At 73.9% G+C, this 17,281-nt stretch carries 17 protein-coding genes; 9 read left to right on the top strand and 8 right to left on the bottom strand.

The genetic code is table 11. The features are described 5' to 3' along the window. Positions 1-289: 289 nt before the first annotated feature. Positions 290-631, bottom strand: a complete 342-nt coding sequence (locus tag ACWGJO_RS02245; RefSeq protein WP_452181743.1) for a hypothetical protein — start codon at positions 629-631, stop codon at positions 290-292. Positions 632-996: 365 nt separating this feature from the next. On the opposite strand from ACWGJO_RS02245, the gene ACWGJO_RS02240 reads away from it, so the two are divergent. After that, entirely contained in the window at positions 997-1,920 is a 924-nt protein-coding gene (locus tag ACWGJO_RS02240; RefSeq protein ID WP_452181742.1) for a LysR family transcriptional regulator, read from the top strand. 18 nt (positions 1,921-1,938) lie between these two features. Here ACWGJO_RS02240 and ACWGJO_RS02235 read toward each other — a convergent pair whose 3' ends face one another. The 3 genes from ACWGJO_RS02235 to ACWGJO_RS02225 form a co-directional block, all read right to left on the bottom strand. Continuing rightward, positions 1,939-2,322 (bottom strand): hypothetical protein, encoded by a 384-nt coding sequence (locus tag ACWGJO_RS02235; RefSeq protein ID WP_452181741.1) that lies wholly within the window; start codon positions 2,320-2,322, stop codon positions 1,939-1,941. Between the two features lie 72 nt (positions 2,323-2,394). Further along, the gene (locus tag ACWGJO_RS02230) at positions 2,395-3,165 is read right to left on the bottom strand and encodes a GNAT family N-acetyltransferase (protein WP_452181740.1); all 771 of its coding nucleotides are present in this window, start codon (positions 3,163-3,165) and stop codon (positions 2,395-2,397) included. A 54-nt stretch (positions 3,166-3,219) separates the two neighbouring features. Then, on the bottom strand, positions 3,220-4,002 hold the full coding sequence (locus ACWGJO_RS02225; RefSeq protein WP_452181739.1) for a crotonase/enoyl-CoA hydratase family protein: 783 nt from the start codon (positions 4,000-4,002) through the stop codon (positions 3,220-3,222). A 156-nt stretch (positions 4,003-4,158) separates the two neighbouring features. Here ACWGJO_RS02225 and ACWGJO_RS02220 point away from each other — a divergent pair, with 156 nt between their 5' ends. After that, on the top strand, positions 4,159-5,493 hold the full coding sequence (locus ACWGJO_RS02220; protein WP_452181738.1) for an aminotransferase-like domain-containing protein: 1,335 nt from the start codon (positions 4,159-4,161) through the stop codon (positions 5,491-5,493). Between the two features lie 78 nt (positions 5,494-5,571). Here the strand turns inward: ACWGJO_RS02220 and ACWGJO_RS02215 are convergent, their stop codons facing one another. After that, on the bottom strand, positions 5,572-6,543 hold the full coding sequence (locus ACWGJO_RS02215; RefSeq protein WP_452181737.1) for a helix-turn-helix transcriptional regulator: 972 nt from the start codon (positions 6,541-6,543) through the stop codon (positions 5,572-5,574). A 99-nt stretch (positions 6,544-6,642) separates the two neighbouring features. Between ACWGJO_RS02215 and ACWGJO_RS02210 the strand changes: the two genes are divergently transcribed. Continuing rightward, positions 6,643-7,179 carry a DinB family protein gene (locus ACWGJO_RS02210; RefSeq protein WP_452181736.1) on the top strand — a complete coding sequence of 179 codons (537 nt, stop codon included), beginning with the start codon at positions 6,643-6,645 and terminating at the stop codon, positions 7,177-7,179. Between the two features lie 68 nt (positions 7,180-7,247). On the opposite strand, the gene ACWGJO_RS02205 is transcribed toward ACWGJO_RS02210, so the two are convergent. Then, a complete protein-coding gene (locus tag ACWGJO_RS02205) occupies positions 7,248-7,463 on the bottom strand; it encodes a heavy-metal-associated domain-containing protein (RefSeq protein ID WP_359898470.1) in 216 nt (71 codons plus the stop codon). Between the two features lie 351 nt (positions 7,464-7,814). Here ACWGJO_RS02205 and ACWGJO_RS02200 point away from each other — a divergent pair, with 351 nt between their 5' ends. From ACWGJO_RS02200 to ACWGJO_RS02190, 3 genes are all read left to right on the top strand, one after another. Next, the gene (locus tag ACWGJO_RS02200) at positions 7,815-7,952 is read left to right on the top strand and encodes a hypothetical protein (protein ID WP_452181735.1); all 138 of its coding nucleotides are present in this window, start codon (positions 7,815-7,817) and stop codon (positions 7,950-7,952) included. Next, on the top strand, positions 7,949-8,647 hold the full coding sequence (locus ACWGJO_RS02195) for a DUF3152 domain-containing protein (RefSeq protein WP_452181734.1): 699 nt from the start codon (positions 7,949-7,951) through the stop codon (positions 8,645-8,647). The genes ACWGJO_RS02200 and ACWGJO_RS02195 overlap by 4 nt, the downstream gene beginning before the upstream one ends. Positions 8,648-8,846: 199 nt before the next feature. Beyond that, positions 8,847-9,758 carry a glutaminase gene (locus ACWGJO_RS02190; RefSeq protein ID WP_452181744.1) on the top strand — a complete coding sequence of 304 codons (912 nt, stop codon included), beginning with the start codon at positions 8,847-8,849 and terminating at the stop codon, positions 9,756-9,758. 119 nt (positions 9,759-9,877) lie between these two features. On the opposite strand, the gene glmS is transcribed toward ACWGJO_RS02190, so the two are convergent. Beyond that, positions 9,878-11,704: a glutamine--fructose-6-phosphate transaminase (isomerizing) gene (glmS, locus tag ACWGJO_RS02185; RefSeq protein WP_452181733.1), complete on the bottom strand. Its 1,827-nt coding sequence runs from the start codon at positions 11,702-11,704 to the stop codon at positions 9,878-9,880. A 45-nt stretch (positions 11,705-11,749) separates the two neighbouring features. After that, entirely contained in the window at positions 11,750-12,025 is a 276-nt protein-coding gene (locus ACWGJO_RS02180) for a hypothetical protein (RefSeq protein WP_359898466.1), read from the bottom strand. 216 nt (positions 12,026-12,241) lie between these two features. Here ACWGJO_RS02180 and asnB point away from each other — a divergent pair, with 216 nt between their 5' ends. The 3 genes from asnB to ACWGJO_RS02165 all read left to right on the top strand — a co-directional run bounded on the left by asnB (position 12,242) and on the right by ACWGJO_RS02165 (position 17,170). Next, positions 12,242-14,092 (top strand): asparagine synthase (glutamine-hydrolyzing), encoded by a 1,851-nt coding sequence (gene asnB, locus ACWGJO_RS02175; protein WP_452181732.1) that lies wholly within the window; start codon positions 12,242-12,244, stop codon positions 14,090-14,092. A 330-nt stretch (positions 14,093-14,422) separates the two neighbouring features. Then, positions 14,423-15,541 carry a hypothetical protein gene (locus ACWGJO_RS02170; protein WP_452181731.1) on the top strand — a complete coding sequence of 373 codons (1,119 nt, stop codon included), beginning with the start codon at positions 14,423-14,425 and terminating at the stop codon, positions 15,539-15,541. Between the two features lie 159 nt (positions 15,542-15,700). Beyond that, positions 15,701-17,170 (top strand): pyridoxal phosphate-dependent decarboxylase family protein, encoded by a 1,470-nt coding sequence (locus tag ACWGJO_RS02165; protein ID WP_452181730.1) that lies wholly within the window; start codon positions 15,701-15,703, stop codon positions 17,168-17,170. Positions 17,171-17,281 lie beyond the last annotated feature (111 nt).

Raw genomic sequence — 17,281 nt, 5'->3', positions numbered from 1 at the left:
CCGCCAACCCCGCGGTAAATTTTTATCTTGGGGTGTTTTTTGTGTTTACGTCACAGCACCCCCGCGGGCGGGGTCGTCCTATCGGCCCACCCGGCCGTCATCCGTTCCGCCCGGCCGCCGCGGGGCCGGCGGCTACGCGCTGGAGGAGACCGTCCGGCAGCACGCCACCTCGGTGGTCACCCCGCAGGGCACACCCGGGCTCTCCGACGCCGCCGTGGCCGCCGGCCCGGGCGGCACTGCGCCGGCCCGGTGCCCGACCGGCCGACTGACGACCCACCACACGGATCGGCTACTCCCAGTCATCCGTTCCGCCCAGCAGTTCGACCAGCAGCAGGCCCGGGCCGTCCTGCTCGGCGTCCCACCGGTCGTAGGTCGGATCCAGCAGGATCATCACCGGGACCAGCCACGACAGCCGGTAGCGGAACACGACCGGCGGCCGGTCCGGTCGGCGGACGGTGAGGCGGCAGCGCACGAGACCGGAGTGCCGGATCTCGGTCCGGTCGTCCACCACCGTGGACCAGTCGTCGATGTGCAGGATCCGCTCACCGTCCACCTCCCGCACCACGGCGAGCAGCCGACCGAGCTGTCCCACCCAGAGGACCTCGGAACCCGCCCAGCTCACACGTGCCACCTCATCGCTCCCTCCGCCCGGCCCTGGCCCCTCGCTCCGCCAGTGCCGCGCCTTGATGCCTTCGAGGGTGACGGACATCGGCCTGCCCGCCCGACATCACCCCTCCCGCACGTCGACATGCGCATCGTGAACGTGCACATCGACGTGAACGGCAACCTGGACATCGATGTGCGCACCGGCGCGCACATCGCCTTGTACGGATGCGGGTCGACACCCGCCCGTGCCCCCGCCACGGCGTCCGGAACGCCGGCGAGGACAGCGGGCGGGTTGCCGCCCTGGGCCCTGGATCGATGATCGATCCCGCGGAACATCCAAGTCAATCCGCCGATTTACTGGGGCATCCCCAAGCGATACCTTGGGTCTTCGTGACCATCGACGACCTCCGCGTCTTCGCCGCGGTCTGCCGGGCCGGCTCGCTCAGCGCCGTCGCCCGCGACCTGAACCGCACCCAGTCCGCCGTCAGCCAGCACGTGAAGCGGCTCGAACGGGAGGTCGGCCTCGCCCTGATCGAGCGCCACCCGCGCGGGGTCGTCCCCACCAGGGCGGGGAGCCTGCTGTGCGCGGCGGTCGCCGCCGGGCTCGGCAGCATCGACCACGCGCTGCACCGGATCGCCGAACTCGCGCGCGGCGAGGGCGGATCCGTACGGATCACCACCGGGGCCACCAGCATCCGGCACTTCATGTCCGCGGCCGTGGTGGACTTCCGGCGGCGCTTTCCCCAGGTCAGCCTGGAGTTCCAGACGGAGGTCTCCAGTCGCAGCTGCCTGGAGTCGCTCAACGCCGGCCGGGTCGACCTCGCCTGGATCACCCTCGGCGTCCCGGCCCGGGGCATCGACCAGCGGCCGGTGGTCGACCTGCCCTGGGTGCTCGCGGTCGCGGCGGGCGACCCGCTCGCCGGCCGGGCCCGGATCTCGCCCGCCGACCTCCAGGACGCCCGACTGATCGGGCTGCCGCAGAACTCCGTCTCCCGCTCCCAGGTCGAGGCCTGGCTCGGCAAGTCGGGCGTCCGGCCGGTCTTCGACACCAGCGTCGCGGACTGGGACACCGCGATCCTGCTCGCCGAACTCGGCCTCGGGCACGCCGTCGTCCCCGCGCTCCCGCAGTGGCAGGGTCCCGGCCACCCCGGCCTGCGGCTGCTCCCACTGCCCGACCTGCCCGCCCTCACCGCCGGCTGGGCCGTCCGGGACTGGGAGAACCTCGGCCCGCTCGCCCGCGCCTTCGCGGACACCGTCGCCGCCCACTGCGGTCGCGAAACCACCCCGCCGGCCGTCGGAGCGGGGAGGGACTGACCCGGCGTCCGGCCGCCGCTACCCCTCGTCCTGCAAGGCCGACCGGTCCCCGGCCGACAGGACGCCTCCGACCGGCATCCACACCCTGTCCCGGGAGGTCGCCGTCCGCAGCGGGGCGAAGTCTTCCGGCAGGACGTCCAGCAGGCTGCGCACGCGGTCCCCGCCCCGCACGGCGAGCGCCGCCTCGCAGCGCAACTGCCTGGGCAGCTCCGGGCGGTGGGTCAGCTCGTGCCACAGCGCCGGCCGCAGCCAGTGCCGTCCCTGCGGATCCGCATGGGCCCGCACCCACGCCCGGCCCAACCGCTGGGAGAGGCCGAGCCCTTCCGCCCGTTCCTGCAGTCTCAGGAGGGTGGGCGTGTCGATCACCTTGACCTCGCCGGGGAGGTCCTCGTACCGGTCCATGGCTCCATGATGGCCGGTGCTGTCGTACGGGCACCCTGCCGGTGCCGTACCAAGCTCCCTGTCCGTAGCGGCTCAGTGGCCGTAGAAGGAGTGGCCGCGCCCGATCTCCGCGAAGCCCCGGCGGCCGTACCACGCGCGCGGCCAGTCCACCGCGTCCGCGAGCAGGAACAGCCGGGGGATGCCGGCTTCGGCCGCCAGCGCCAGGCCGGTCGCCAGCAGGGTGCCGCCGTGCCCCGCGCCGCGGTGCCGGGAGCCGGTCACCAGGTCCTCCAACTGGGCGAGCCCGGCGGACGGTTCGAGGTAGAGGTCGCTCCAGGCCGCGACCTCACCGGTCGGTGTCCGCACCGCCAGGAAGTGCACCCGCGCGGCACCGCGCAGCCGGGCGGCGCGGCGGTCGGTGAGCTGCCGGGCGAGCTCCTCGTCCTCGGTCCACTCCCGCTGCTGACGCAGCACCGCGTGCCGTATCTCGTCCAACTCCACGGGGTGCGCGGCCGGTTCGGGATGCGGGCAGCCGTCCGTCGAGCGGGTCAGGATCACCTCGCCCCGCCGCTCCCACCCCGCTGCCGCCAGCACCGGGGCGGCCTGCTCGCCCAACTCCTGGTCCAGCACGGTGACGCGGTACCGGTCGCGCGGCCCCAGCCACCGGGCGGCCGGCCCGGGCAGCGCCGCCGGGTCGGTTCCCGGCCCCTCGACGATCAGTTGGTTGTGCTCCTCGGAGCGGTCGTACTCGGCGTTCCGGACGGCGAACACTCCGGGAAACTCCGGCAGTTCGAGGACCTCCTGCGCCTGGCGGCGGGCGAAGGCGGCACGGAAGGCGGTCACGCGGGCGAGGAGATCCGGCATTCCGTCATGATCGGCCCTCGACCGCCACCGGACAACGGATTTCCCGTACCCGCCTCAGGAGGCCGCGCCGGAGGACGAGCGGTCCAGGAAGCGCCGGATGCCGTCGCGGACGCCGTCGGTCGGCACGGTCGCCGCGAAGGCCGCCGCCTCCACCGCGAGCCCCTCGTCGATCGGCAGGTTGATGCCCCGGGTCACGGCCCGCAGGCAGGCGGCCACGGCGGTCGGCGCGTGCCGGACGATCCGCTCGGCCAGGTGCCGTGCCGTGTCCATCAGTTCTTCGGCCGGGACGACCGAGTTGATCAGGCCGATCTCGGCGGCGCGGGCGGCCGGGATCGGGTCGCCGGTGAGAATCAGCTCCAAGCCGCGCTTGCGGCCGACGTGCCGCGGCAGCCGCTGCGATCCGCCGAAGGGCGGCGGGAAGCCGAGCGAGATCTCGGGCTTGGCGAAGCTCGCGTGCTCGGCCGCGACGGCCAGCGGGGCCGCCTCGGTGATCTCGCAACCACCGCCGTAGGCCAGGCCGTTGACGGCCACGATGACCGGCTTGGGAAACTCCTCGATCCGCCGGGTGAGGGTGTGCCCGCGTCGGACGAACTCGCGCAGCGCCCGCTCGGGCCCGCCCGCGACGCTGGCCGCCAGGGACGGGATGTCGGCCCCCGCGCTGAACGCCCGCTCGCCGGCGCCGGTGAGGATCACGGCGCGGACGGTGTCGTCGGCGTCGATCCGGTCGAGTTCGGCGAGCAGCGCGTCGATCGTCGGGTAGTCGAGGGCGTTGAGCTTCTTCTCCCGGTCGATGGTGAGGGTGACGACGTGCCGGTCCCGCTCGCTGCGGATGGTCATGGGCGCGTGCTCCGTTCCTGGCCTCGCTGCTGGATGTGACGAGGCTAGGAACACCCGGCCAGGACAATCCACTTATTGTCCTGGATACACTCGGGCACACGCCCGTACGCACCCGTGCACGCCCGTGCCTCCACTCCCGGGAACGGCAGGTGACCCGTGCGACCGCCCTCCTACAAGGCCATCGTCGACGAGTACGCGACCGCCATCCGCTCCGGCGCGCTCCCGGCCGGCGCACGGCTGCCGACCCACCGCACCCTCGCCCGCGAACGGCGGATCGCCCTCGCCACCGCCACCCGGGTCTACGCCGAACTGGCCGCCGCCGGACTGGTGGTGGGCGAGCAGGGCCGCGGCACCTTCGTCCGGCTGCGCGCCGGCTACGACGGCCTCGAACCCTCCCGCGCCCTCCCGGTGCCCCGGGTGGCCGACCTCTCCTTCAACCAGCCGTTCTCCCCCGGGCAGGGCGACCTGTTGCGGCGGGCCCTGCGCGCGCTCGCCTCCTCCGGCGACGCCGAAGCCCTGCTGCGCCAGCACCCGCCGGGCGGCCACCGGCACGACCGGGCCGCGGTGGCCACCCACCTGCTGGACCGCGGGATCGACACCGCACCCGGGAACGTCCTGCTCACCAGCGGGGCGCAGCAGGCCCTGGACTGCGTCCTGCGGACGCTCACCCGCCCCGGCGACGTCCTCGCCGTGGACGCCCTCGGCTACCCGGGCATCAAGCTGCTCGCCACCGCCCACGGGCTGGACCTGGCGCCCGTCCCGGTCACCGCCGCGGGCCCGGACCTCGACGCGCTCGACCGGCTCTGCCGCGCCCGGCCGGTGCGGGCGGTGTACACCCAGCCGACCGTCCACAATCCGCTCGGCTGGGTGCTCGGCCCGGAACAGCGCGAGCGCCTCGTCCGGCTCGCCGCAGACCACGGCTTCACCCTGATCGAGGACGGCACGTACGCCTTCCTGGAGGCCGCGCCGCCGCCACCCCTGCACGCCCTCGCCCCCGAGCGCACCTGTTACCTGGCCGGTCTCTCCAAGAGCGTGGCACCGGGCCTGCGGTTCGGCTTCGCCGTCCTGCCCGGCCACCTGCTCCGGGCCGCCACCACCGCCCTGCGCACGGCGGCCTGGGGTGCCCCCGGCCTGATCACCGCCCTCGCCACCGGCTGGCTCACCGACGGTACGGTCGCCCGCCTGGAACGGGAACGCCGCGCGGACGCCGCCGCCCGTCAGGCCGTCGCCCGCACCGCCCTGGCCGGCCTGACCACCACCGCCCACCCCACCTCCTACATCCTCTGGCTCACCCTCGAACCCCATCAGCGCCCCGGCCACGCGGCCGCCGCCCTGGCCGCCGAGGGCATCCTGGTCTCCACCGCCGACGCCTTCGCCACCACCTCCCACCACCCCAACGCCCTGCGCCTGGCCCTCGCCACGCCCCCGCTCCCCACCCTCCCCGCCGCCCTCACCCGCCTCCGCACCACCCTCGACGCCGTCGCCCCCTGACCGGCTCCCCAGCCCACCCACCACGCCGCACCACGAACCGATGAGCCGACGAGCCCGACGTCCCGCTCCCGCGTCTCCCTACTCCGCGCCCTCGACCGACCCGCGGGCGAAGCGGGCGCTCCACTCGGCGAGCAGGCTCCGCAGCGCGTCCGGGGCGAGCACCTGGAACTCGGCGCCGAGCGAGCCCAGGGCCATGGCGGGCCAGTCGAGCGAGTCGGCGGTCATCCGCAGCCGGCAGCGGTCCGGGGTGACGGGCTCCACGGTGGCCCAGCGGCCGACCCTGGCCCGGACGTGCTCCGCCGGCGACTCGATCAGCGCCTCCACCAGGTACGGCCGGGGTATGCCGTTGAGGCCCGCGCGGACGAACTCGGCCGCGTCGGCGGCCGGGAGGGTGCGCGGGGCGAAGCGGGCTCCGCTGCCGGAGGGGGCGGTGAGCCGGTCGAGGCGGAAGCTGCGCCAGTCGGCCCGGTCGAGGTCGTACGCGACCAGGTACCAGCGGCGGTTCAGGCAGACCAGCCGGTGCGGTTCGACGTGCCGTTCCGTGCCGCGCCCGTCGGCGGCCGTGTACGAGAACCGCACCCGCTCGTCGTCCCGGCAGGCGAGCGCCACCACCGTCAGGATGTCCGGGTCGACGCCCGCGCCCGTCGGCGTCCCCCAGTCCACCGGGACGGTCACCGCGCGCAGCGCCTCCACCCGCCGGCGCAGCCGGGCGGGCATCACCTGGACGACCTTCGCCAGCACCCGCACCGAGGCCTCGGCGACCCCCTCCACCGGGCTCTCGGCCGCCGCCTGCAGCCCGACCGCGAGGGCCACCGCCTCCTCGTCGTCGATCACCAGCGGCGGCAGCGCCGCGCCCGCCGCCAGCTGGTAGCCGCCGTCGACGCCGCGCTGTGCCTCGACGGGGTAGCCGAGGTCGCGCAGCCGGTCGATGTCCCGGCGCAGGGTGCGGACGGAGACGCCGAGCCGGTCGGCCAGTTCGTCGCCCGGCCAGTACCGGTGGGTCTGGAGCAGGGAGAGCAGTCGAAGCGTCCGGGTGCTGGTGTTCGCCATGCGTCGATTCTCCCCGGAATTCAGGACAGGAAGTGGCCGCAATGGTCCGTAGCGTTGTTCTTGTCCGAGGGAGCAGGACCCGAACGAAAGGCCTTGACGATGACCACGACCTCCGCAGCCCAGAACCTGACCGGCGAGCGCGCCGACCTCCTGGTGGCCCTGGAGAAGCAGCGGCACTTCCTGCGCTTCACCACCCGCGACCTCACCGACGAGCAGGCCGGCCTGCGCACCTGTGCGAGCGAGCTCTGTCTGGGCGGCCTGATCAAGCACGTGACCAACGTCGAGCGGACCTGGGCGGAGTTCATCGTGCAGGGCCCGTCCGCGATGCCCGACTTCACCAGCTGGACGGAGGAGGACTTCGCCCGCCGCGCGGACGAGTTCCGGATGCTGCCCGGCGAGACGCTGGCCGGCGTCCTCGCGGACTACGCCGAGGTGGCCGGCCGCACCGACGAGCTGGTGGCGGTCCTCCCCGACCTGGACGCCACCCAGCCGCTGCCCAAGGCCCCCTGGTTCGAGGGGGACGCCCGGTGGTCGGCCCGCCGGGTGCTGCTGCACGTCGCCAACGAGACCGCCCAGCACGCCGGTCACGCCGACATCATCCGGGAGTCGCTGGACGGCGCGAAGAGCATGGGCTGAGCCCGGCCCGCGGCACAGCGGCGGGGCCCCTCGGCGACAGCCGAACCCGACGGGCCCCGCCGCCGTCCTCAGGCCCGCCCGACGAAGGTGAACCCGGCCCCGTCGACCACACCGCGGACCAGCGCCTCGTCCAGCGGCTGCGCGGAGGCCACGGTGACCCGGCCGCTCGGCGCGTCGGCACTGACGTCGGTGACGCCGGGCAGGACGGCGAGCCCGGCGCTGACCGTCTTCTCGCAGTGGCCGCAGCTCATGCCGTCGACGGCGAATACGGCGGTGGTGGACATGACGGCGCCTCCGATGGCGTTCCGGACGGGACGGGCTCGACCCGGGCGGGTCGAACCCGACGCGTCGACTCCGACGAACCGACCCGGACGGGTCGACCCGCCCGCCCTACGACACCCGATTCCGACGGCTCCGCCCAGGGACACGCCGCCCGGGTGACACCATCGAGCGGATCCGGGAACCGCCCGGGCCTGCCGTCCGACAGGGCCCGGGCCGTGGCGTGCGCCACGTCCTGAACCGCCGCCGCGCCCCGTCCCGTTCCTCCAGGTACCACCCTTTCGCACGACCGGGCGACGGCCCGGCCGACGATCGGCCGCCGCGGCCCGCCGATCCCGTCCTGGAGCACCTCCGCCATGTCCACCCTGGCCCCGATCCACGACCGACCGGACACCACCGCCCTCCCGATGACCCACGACGCCCCGCACGGCGGGTCCGACCGCCTCGCCGAGGCCTGTCGCGCGCACCCGGACGCGGCGGGAGCGGGCCGTTGAGGGCGCTCGCGCGGCTCCGCCGCTGCGAGCCCCGGCACGGCGTGCTCGCCCTCGCGCTGGCCGCGGCGCTGACCGCCGGGCTGCTCTGGTGGCAGCCGTGGAGCGGCGGGGACGGGGACCGGCTGGCGTTCACGACCGCGTCCGGCGGCTCGGCCCGCTTCGGCACCGGCGAACGCCTCTACCGCTACAAGGTGCGGGTGGAGGACGGGATCGCGGAGAGCCCGGAGCAGTTCGCGGCCGAGGTGGACGCCGTCCTGGGCGACGTCCGGCGCGGTTGGGCGGCGGGCGGCACGGTCTCGTTCCAGCGGGTGCCCGCGGACCCGGTGGACTTCACCGTCTACCTGGCCACCCCGAGGTCCACCGACCGGATCTGCGGCCAGTACGGGCTGGACACCGGCGGCTGGGTGAACTGCGGCGTCACCCACCAGGTGGTCATCAACCTCAAGCGCTGGACCGAGCTGTCCGAGTTCTACCAGGGCCGGCCCGAGCTGTACCACGCGCTCGCCGTCAACCACGAGGTCGGCCACATCCTCGGCAACGGCCACGTCGACTGCCCCGGCCCGGGCGCCCCGGCGCCGGTGATGATGCAGCAGATCAAGGGACTGCACGGCTGCGTCCCCAACGGCCGGCCGTACTCGGACTCCGGCACCCTGCTCACCGGCCCGCCCGTCCAGGCCCCCACCAACGCGCCGTGACCCGCCCGCGCCCGACCCCCGTACCGGGTCCGCGTCCGGAACACGGATAATCCTGGTCGGACCGGACGCCCCGCACCGCGCGACCGGTCCCGCCCGTGTCCGCAGCCGGTCCCGCCGGTGTCCGCTGCCGGTCCCGGTGCTGTCCGCGGTCGGTGCCGGTGGAGGAGAAGCGTTGAACGGTGTGCCCGGCGGGGAGATCCTGGACTGGCCGGTGCTGCTGGAGGCCGCCGAGGCGGCCGCCCGGGCGACCGCGGGCCGGGGCCGGGTGGCGGACTACATCCCGGCCCTGGCCACCGCCGACCCGGAGGCCTTCGGCATGGCCGTCGCCACCGTCGACGGGGAGCTGCACGGCGTCGGGGAGTGGGAGCGGCCGTTCTCCGTCCAGAGCGTCTCGAAGCTGTTCTCGCTCGCCCTCGCGGTGGCGTACGGCGGCGACGCGCTCTGGCAGGGCGTCGGCCGCGAGCCGTCCGGCAACCCGTTCAACTCCCTGGTGCAGCTGGAGACCGAGCACGGCATCCCGCGCAACCCGTTCATCAACGCGGGCGCCCTGGTGGTCACCGACCGCCTCCAGACCATGACCGGCGACGCCTCGGGCGCGGTACGGGAGTTCCTGCGCCGCGAGTCCGGCAATCCGCTGCTCGACACCGACCCGGTGGTCGCTGCCTCGGAGGCCGGACACGGCCACCGCAACGCCGCGCTGGCCCACTTCATCGCCAGCCACGGCAACCTGCAGAACCCGGTCGAGACCGTGCTGGAGCACTACTACGCCCACTGCGCCGTGGCCACCAGCTGCCGCGACCTGGTGCTGGCCGGTTCCTTCCTCGCCCGCTACGGCGTGCGTGCCGACGGCACCCGGCTGATGTCCCGCAGCGAGACCAAGCGGATCAACGCCGTCCTGCTCACCTGCGGCACCTACGACGCGGCCGGCGAGTTCGCCTTCCGCGTGGGCCTGCCGGGCAAGAGCGGCGTCGGCGGCGGCATCCTCGCCATACTCCCCGGCCGCGCCGCCGTCTGCGCCTGGGGCCCGCGCCTGGACCAGGCCGGCAACTCCGTCGCCGCGGTCGCCGCCCTGGACACCCTGACCACCCTCTCCGGGTGCTCGGTGTTCTGAGAACACGCAATCTGAAAGCACGCAAGGAGAGAACGCGGGCCCCGGCCGTCCGCACAGCGACCGGGACCCGCGGGTCCGATGCGAGCGCCCCGCTCCCGGGGCGCTCGCCGCGAGGGGCCCTACTCCACCGTCACGCTCTTCGCCAGGTTGCGCGGCTTGTCCACGTCGCGGCCGAGGGCGACGGCGGCGTGGTAGGCCAGCAGCTGGAGCGGGATGTTGAGCAGCAGCGGGTCCAGTTCGGGCTCGCTCTTGGGTACCAGGATGCAGTGGTCCGCGAGCTTCTCCTCCGGCCGCCGGTGGGCGACGGCGATGATCCGCCCGGAGCGGGCCTTGATCTCGCCGAGCGTGGTCAGGTTCTTGTCCAGCAGCTCGTCGTCCGGAACCAGTGCCACGGTGGGCAGTTCGGGGCTGATCAGCGCCAGCGGGCCGTGCTTGAGCTCGCTCGCCGGGTAGGCCTCGGCGTGGACGTAGGAGATCTCCTTGAGCTTCTGCGCGCCCTCGCGGGCCACCGGGAAGCCGCGCACCCGGCCGATGAACATCATGCCGGTGGAGTCGGCGTACTCGGCGGCGAGCCCGGCGATGGCCTCGCTCTGCTCCAGCACCTCGCGGATCTGGTCCGGCAGCGCCTGGAGCGCCGAGACGATCCGGCGCCCGTCGGCGGGCGACAGGTCGTGGATGCGCCCGAAGTGCAGGGCGAGCAGCGCGAAGGCGACCACGGTGGAGGTGAACGCCTTGGTGGAGGCGACCGAGACCTCCGGACCGGCGTGCAGGTAGATACCGCCGTCACACTCTCGGGCGATAGCACTGCCCACGGTGTTGACGACGCCGAGCACCCGCCCGCCCTTGCGCTTGACCTCCTGGACGGCGGCCAGCGTGTCGTAGGTCTCGCCGGACTGGCTGACCGCCACGTACAGGGTGTCCGCCTCGATCACCGGGTTCCGGTAGCGGAACTCCGAGGCCGGCTCGCTGTGCGCGGGGATCCGGGCCAGCTCCTCGATCAGCTGCGCGCCCATCTCGCCCGCGTAGTAGGCCGATCCGCAGCCGAGGATCTTCACCCGGCGGATCTCGCGCAGCTCCCGGGCGTCCAGGTTGAGGCCGCCGAGGTGCGCGGTGGCGAAGCGCTCGTCGAGCCGGCCGCTCAGGGTGCGCTCGACCGAACCGGGCTGCTCGTGGATCTCCTTGAGCAGGAAGTGCTCGAAGCCACCGGTGTCGTAGGAGTCGACCTCCCAGTCCACGGTGGACGGCTGGCGGTGCGTGGTGCGGGCGTCCGCGGTGAAGGTGCGGAAGCCGTCGGCCCGGACGGTGGCCAGCTCGCCGTCCTCCAGGTGGACGACCTGGCGGGTGTAGCGGACCAGCGCGGAGACGTCCGAGGCCGCGAACATCTCCTTCTCGCCGATGCCCAGCACGATCGGGCTGCCGTTGCGGGCGACCACGATCCGGTCCGGCCGCTCGCCGTCGAGCACCGCGATGCCGTAGGTGCCGACCACCCGGGCGAGCGCGGCCCGTACCGCGTCCTCCAGCTCGACGCCGTCGGCGACGTTCGCGGCGATCAGGTGGGCGAGCACCTCGGTGTCGGTCTCGGAGCGGAACACCGCGCCGTCGGCGGTGAGCTTGGCGCGCAGCTCGTCGGCGTTCTCGATGATGCCGTTGTGGACGACGGCGATCCGCTCGGCGTTGTCCAGGTGCGGGTGCGCGTTGGCGTCGCTGGGGACGCCGTGGGTGGCCCAGCGGGTGTGGCCGATGCCGGTGGTGCCCTTGAACCGGGCCGGCACGGCGGCGGCCAGGTCGGCGACCCGCCCCTTCACCTTGCGGAGCTTGATCCCGCCGCTGCGCCCGGTGACGGCGACGCCGGCCGAGTCGTAGCCGCGGTACTCCAGCCGCGCCAGCCCCTCCAGCAGGAAGGGGGTCGCATCCTTGGGGCCGATGTAGGCCACGATTCCGCACATGCGTGGTCTCCTCTTCGAGGTCTTCAGAAGGTCGGGAACGACGGCTCAGCCGTAGACGATCCGCCGCAGCTGGCGGGCCGAGAGCTCCGGCGCCGAGACCCGGCGCTGCGGCAGCTCCTCGGCGAGCCGGGCGAAGATCCGCTCATTGGTCAGTCCGCGTGCCTGGAGCTCGGTGTGGCGGCGGCGCACGTAGTCCTCGGTGCTCTCGGAGAAGTACGCCAGCACCTCCGCCACGACCCGCGCCGCCTCCCGGGGCCCGAGCGGGCTGGTCCGGGTGAGGTGGGCGAGGAGGTCTTCGTGGGGGTGGGGTGAGCTCGGCACGAGTGAGGAGCCTAGGTCGGCAGGTCCGCCGAAGCCAAAGTTTCTGCCCGAAATCGGGCAGACATTACGACTTTCAGACTGGATTCACTCCTCCTTCACATTCGACCGCCGAACGGCCACCCGATCACCCCCGTTCCCGGAAGCCCCTTGAAGCGGCACCAACTCCGCACGTAGCGTGACCCCCTGAACACGAAGCGGAAGACCGGAGGCTTGCTGATGTGCGGGATCACCGGATGGGTCGCGTTCGAGCGCGACCTCACCGCCGAACGGGGTGTCCTCGACGCGATGACGGCCACCCAGGTCCGCCGCGGCCCGGACGCCGGCGGCGTCCACCTGGAGCCGCACGCCGCGCTCGGCCACCGCCGGCTCGCGGTGATCGACATCGAGGGCGGCGTCCAGCCGATGACGGCCGAGCACGACGGCCGGACGCTGGCCGTGCTCACCTACAGCGGCGAGGTCTACAACCACCGCGAACTGCGCGCCGAACTGGAGGCGGCCGGGCACCGCTTCCGCACCCGCAGCGACACCGAGGTCGTGCTGCGCGCCTACCTGGAGTGGGGCGAGCACCTGGCCGAGCGGCTCAACGGCATGTTCGCCTTCGCGGTCTGGGACGTCCGGCGCGAGGAGCTGCTGCTGGTCCGCGACCGGATGGGCGTCAAGCCCCTGTACTACCACCGCACCCCGGACGGCGTGATCTTCGGCTCCGAGGTCAAGGCCCTGTTCGCCCACCCCGCCGTCCGCCCGGTGGTGGACCTGGACGGGCTGCGCGAACTGCTCGGCTACACCCGCACCCCCGGCCTCACCCCGTACCGGGACATCCACGAGGTCCGGCCCGGGCACGTCGTCCGGGTGCGCCGCGAGGGCCTGTCGGTCCGCCGCTACTGGGCGCTGGAGGCGCGCGAGCACCGTGACAGCCTGGAGGCCACCGTCGCCACCGTCCGGGCCCTGCTGGACGACATCGTGCACCGCCAGCTGGAGGCGGACGTCCCGCTCTGCTCACTGCTCTCCGGCGGCCTGGACTCCAGCGCCGTCACCGCCCTCGCCGCCCGGACACTGGGCGCCGCCGGGGCCGGCCCGGTGCGCTCCTTCTCCGTCGGCTTCGCCGGGCAGAGCGAGACCTTCCACGCCAACGACGTCCGGCAGACCCAGGACGGCCCGTTCGCCCGGCTGCTCGCCGCGCACGTCGGAGCCGACCACAGCGTCGTCGAGCTGAACGCCGCCGACCTGACCGACCCGTCCCGGCGCTCCGTCGTACTGCGCGCCCGTGACCTGCCCAACGGCGTCGGCGACATGGACACCTCGCTGCTGCTGCTCTTCCGGGGCGTGCGCCGCCACTCCACGGTCGCGCTGTCCGGCGAGTCCGCGGACGAACTCTTCGGCGGCTACCGCTGGTTCCACGACCCGAAGACCGTCGCCGTCGAGGACTTCCCCTGGGCCCTCGGCCTCACCGGCATCGCCGGCGGCGGGGCCACCCCGCGCGAACACCTCCTGGACGCCGAACTGCTCCGCAAGCTCGACCTGGACGGCTACCGCAGGGCCCGCTACCGCGACGCGATCGCCGAGGTCCCGCACCTGCCGGCGGCGGATCCGGTGGAACGCCGGATGCGCGAGATCTCGTACCTCAACCTGACCCGCTTCGTCTGCATCCTGCTCGACCGCAAGGACCGGATGAGCATGGCCAACGGGCTGGAGGTGCGGGTGCCGTTCTGCGACCACCGGCTGGTCCAGTACGTCTTCAACGCCCCGTGGGCGATGAAGTCCTTCGACGGACGGGAGAAGAGCCTGCTGCGCGCCGCCGTCCGGGACGTGCTGCCGGCCGCGGTCGCCGAACGGCCGAAGAGCCCGTACCCGGTCACCACGGACCCGCACTACCCGGCGAAACTGCGCGCCGAACTCGCCCGGCTCGCCGCCGGGCGCACCTCCCCGGCCCTGGACCTGCTCGACCGGCGGCGCCTCGCCGACGCGCTCGCCCCGGACACCGACCCGCAGTCCGTCCGGCTGGCCGTCGACCTCGCACTGGACTTCGACGCCTGGCTGACGGACTACCAGGTGACGCTGGAACTGTGAACGGTCGCGGCCCGGCGCCCCGACCACCGGGGCCGTGAGCGCCGGAGCCCCGGAACGGCAGCACGAGGAGGACACCGGAGCACCCGAACGGCGGCGCGCGGGGCACCGGGGCGCGGGTACCACCACTCGGACGGCGCAGTGGCCCGCGCCCGCGCCCCCATACTCCGTCCGGGTGATTGTGAGGGGGAGTATCCCGCCGGTCCCGGCGGTCCGACCGTGCGATAGCGTCGCCGACACCTCCCGAATGGCGGGCGAATTCGCGGATTAACCGCTCATCTGCCGTCAGGATGGGAGCGAAACGTTCACCTCGATCCGCCGGGGGATCCCGTCATGCAGCCGCGAGTCTTCGCGATTCTCACCGCCCTGCTCCTGGGCGTCCTGGGCCTGGGATCGGTGGCCGTCACCGACTGGTCGCCCGCGGCGTCCGGCGCGGCCCCCGCCGCCGTCACCCCCGGGGTCCCCGCCACCGGCGCCCGGCCGGCCGTGGCCGGGCCCGCGAGCGCCACCCCGACCGGCGACCCCGCGGTGTGGACCCGCTCCACGCTGCGCAACAAGCTGATGGCCGAGATGGACGCCACCGACCCCGGCGTCGCCCTGGCCGACCTCGACAGGATCACCAAGGAGAAGCCGTACACCGTGCGCTTCTGCCACCCGATCGCGCACGAGCTCGGCCACGCGGCGGTCAAGCGCTTCAACGCCGACTTCCAGAAGGTCATCTCCTTCCCGCACGAGACCTGCGCGGCCGGCTACCTGCACGGCGCGGTCGAGGAGATGCTCAACGCCTCCGCCCAGCCCGAGACCGACCTGCTCAAGCTCTGCGCGCCCAAGAACAGCGGCCCCTGCATCCACGGCGTCGGCCACGGCACCATGTTCGTGGTCAAGCAGGACGTCGCCAAGGCCCGCGACCTGTGCAACAAGTTCCCGTCCGACCAGAACCGGATCCGCTGCTCCGAGGGCCTGTTCATGCAGCTCTTCGGCCCGGACGAGGAGGACGAGCTGGCCAAGGCCAACCTGCCCGCCGACAAGCTCGCCCAGGACCCGCTCTACCCGTGCAAGGACCAGCCGGCGCTGTTCCAGTCCGCCTGCTTCTTCTACGCCCCGACCTTCTTCCTGTCTTCGCACGACTACCCGAACCACCCCGAGGTCTACGCCGAGGCCCTCAAGTGGTGCCTCAACGGCAAGGCGAGCGGCGGGGCGGTGGACTGCAGCCGCGGTGTCGGCTCGCGCACCATGAAGTACAACCTGGACCGCGAGGACTGGGCGGCCGAGCAGTGCGCCACCGCCGCCGACGGCTGGCAGCGCAAGGCCTGCGCCGAGGGCCTGGTCAGCTACTACACGGTCAACTACACGGACGGGGGCGCGGCCGGACGGCTCTGCGCCAAGATCACCAACAAGGAGATGCAGGGGTACTGCCGTTCGGCGAGCGGCCTGTCCGGCTCGCTGGACTGACGCCCCGGTCTCCCGGCCGACACCCCGGTCCCGGTACGAGGGCCCGCGCCGCACGGCGCGGGCCCTCATGCGTAGGATCGCCCGATCATCGCCTGATCAGGGTGCGCCAAGGACGCCGCGCCTCGCCCAGCCCGTCCCCCGGCCTCCCTGGAGCACGCCATGACCACCGAGGACTTCCCCGGCACCGACCTCCCCGGTACCGACCTCCCTGGCACCGACTTCCGCCGCGCCGCCCACGCCACCGCCGACCTGGTCTCCGACTACCTCGCCGGGCTGCCCGGCCGCCCGGTCTGGCAGCCCATGGACGAGACCGCCCGCCGGGCCCTGCTCGACGCCCCGCTGCCCGCCGAGGGCCGCCCGCTCGACGAGCTGATCGGCGCCATCGGACGCGACGTCCTGCCGTACCCGATGGGCAACGGCAACCCGCGCTTCTTCGGCTGGGTCAACTCCGCCCCCGCCCCCGCCGGGGTGCTCGCCACCCTCGCCGCCTCCGCGATGAACCCCAGCTCGGCCGGCGGCGACCACGCCGACGTCCACCTGGAGCGCGCCGTGGTCCGCTGGACGGCCGAACTGGTCGGCTTCCCCCACCCCGCCGGCGGCGGCCTGCTCACCTCCGGCACCTCGATGGCGACCATCGTCTGCCTCGCCGCGGCCCGCGACCGGGCCGCCCGGCGGGCCGGCCGGGACGTCCGCGAGGAGGGCCTGGCGGGCCTGCCGCCGCTGGTCGGCTACGTCACCGGCGAGACCCACTCCTGCGTCCGCAAGGCCGCCGAACTCCTCGGCCTCGGCAGCAGGCACCTGCGCACCGTGGCCTCCGGCCCCGACGGCCGGCTGGACACCGCCGACCTGCGCGCAGCCGTCGAGCGCGACCGCGCGGCCGGCCTGCTGCCCTTCCTGGTCGTCGCCTCGGCGGGCACCGTCGGCACCGGCGCGGTGGACGCGTTCGGCCCGATCGCCGACCTCTGCGAGGAGCAAGGCCTCTGGCTGCACGTCGACGGCGCGTACGGCGCCTTCGGCCGGCTCGACCCGGCCATCGCCCACCGCTACGCCGGCCTGGAGCGGGCCGACTCGCTCGCCCTCGACCCGCACAAGTGGCTCGGCGTCCCGGTCGACTGCGGCTGCGCGCTGGTCCGCGACACCGCGGAGCTGCGCGGCACCTTCAGCCTCGTCCCGTCCTACCTGCGCGACGAGGCGGCCGGCGCGCTCGGCTGGTTCTCCGAGTACGGCACCGAGCAGACCCGTCCCTTCCGGGCCCTCAAGGTCTGGGCCACCATCGCCCACAAGGGCCGCGCCGGCCTCGCCCGGGACATCGCCCGGTGCACCGCACTGGCCCGCCGGCTCGGCGAACTCGTCCAGGCCGACGAGGAGTTGGAGCTGCTCGCCGAGGTGCAGACCTCGATCGTGGCGTTCCGCCACCGCGCCCCCGGCCTGGACGGGACCGCGCGCGACGCCCTCAACCGCGACCTCCCCGCCGCCGTCCAGCGGCGCGGCCGGGTCTTCGTCACCGGCGCCCGCCTCGGCAGCGCCGAGATGCTCCGCGCCTGCCTCCTCAACGCCGCCACGGCGGAGGCCGACCTCCACCTCCTGCTCGCCGAGGTCAGGGCCGCGGCCCGCGAGCTGCTCGGATAGGCCACCGGACGCCGCCCGGCCTCCCGCGGCGGCCCCCCGCGTTCCTCCCGTAACAGCCCGGCGCGGACCGTAACCGGCTGGTCACGGCGGATGCCCGACCGGGAAACACCG

It is taken from the genome of Kitasatospora sp. NPDC054795 (genome assembly GCF_053611565.1).
This window is presented reverse-complemented; position numbering and strand designations above follow the sequence as displayed.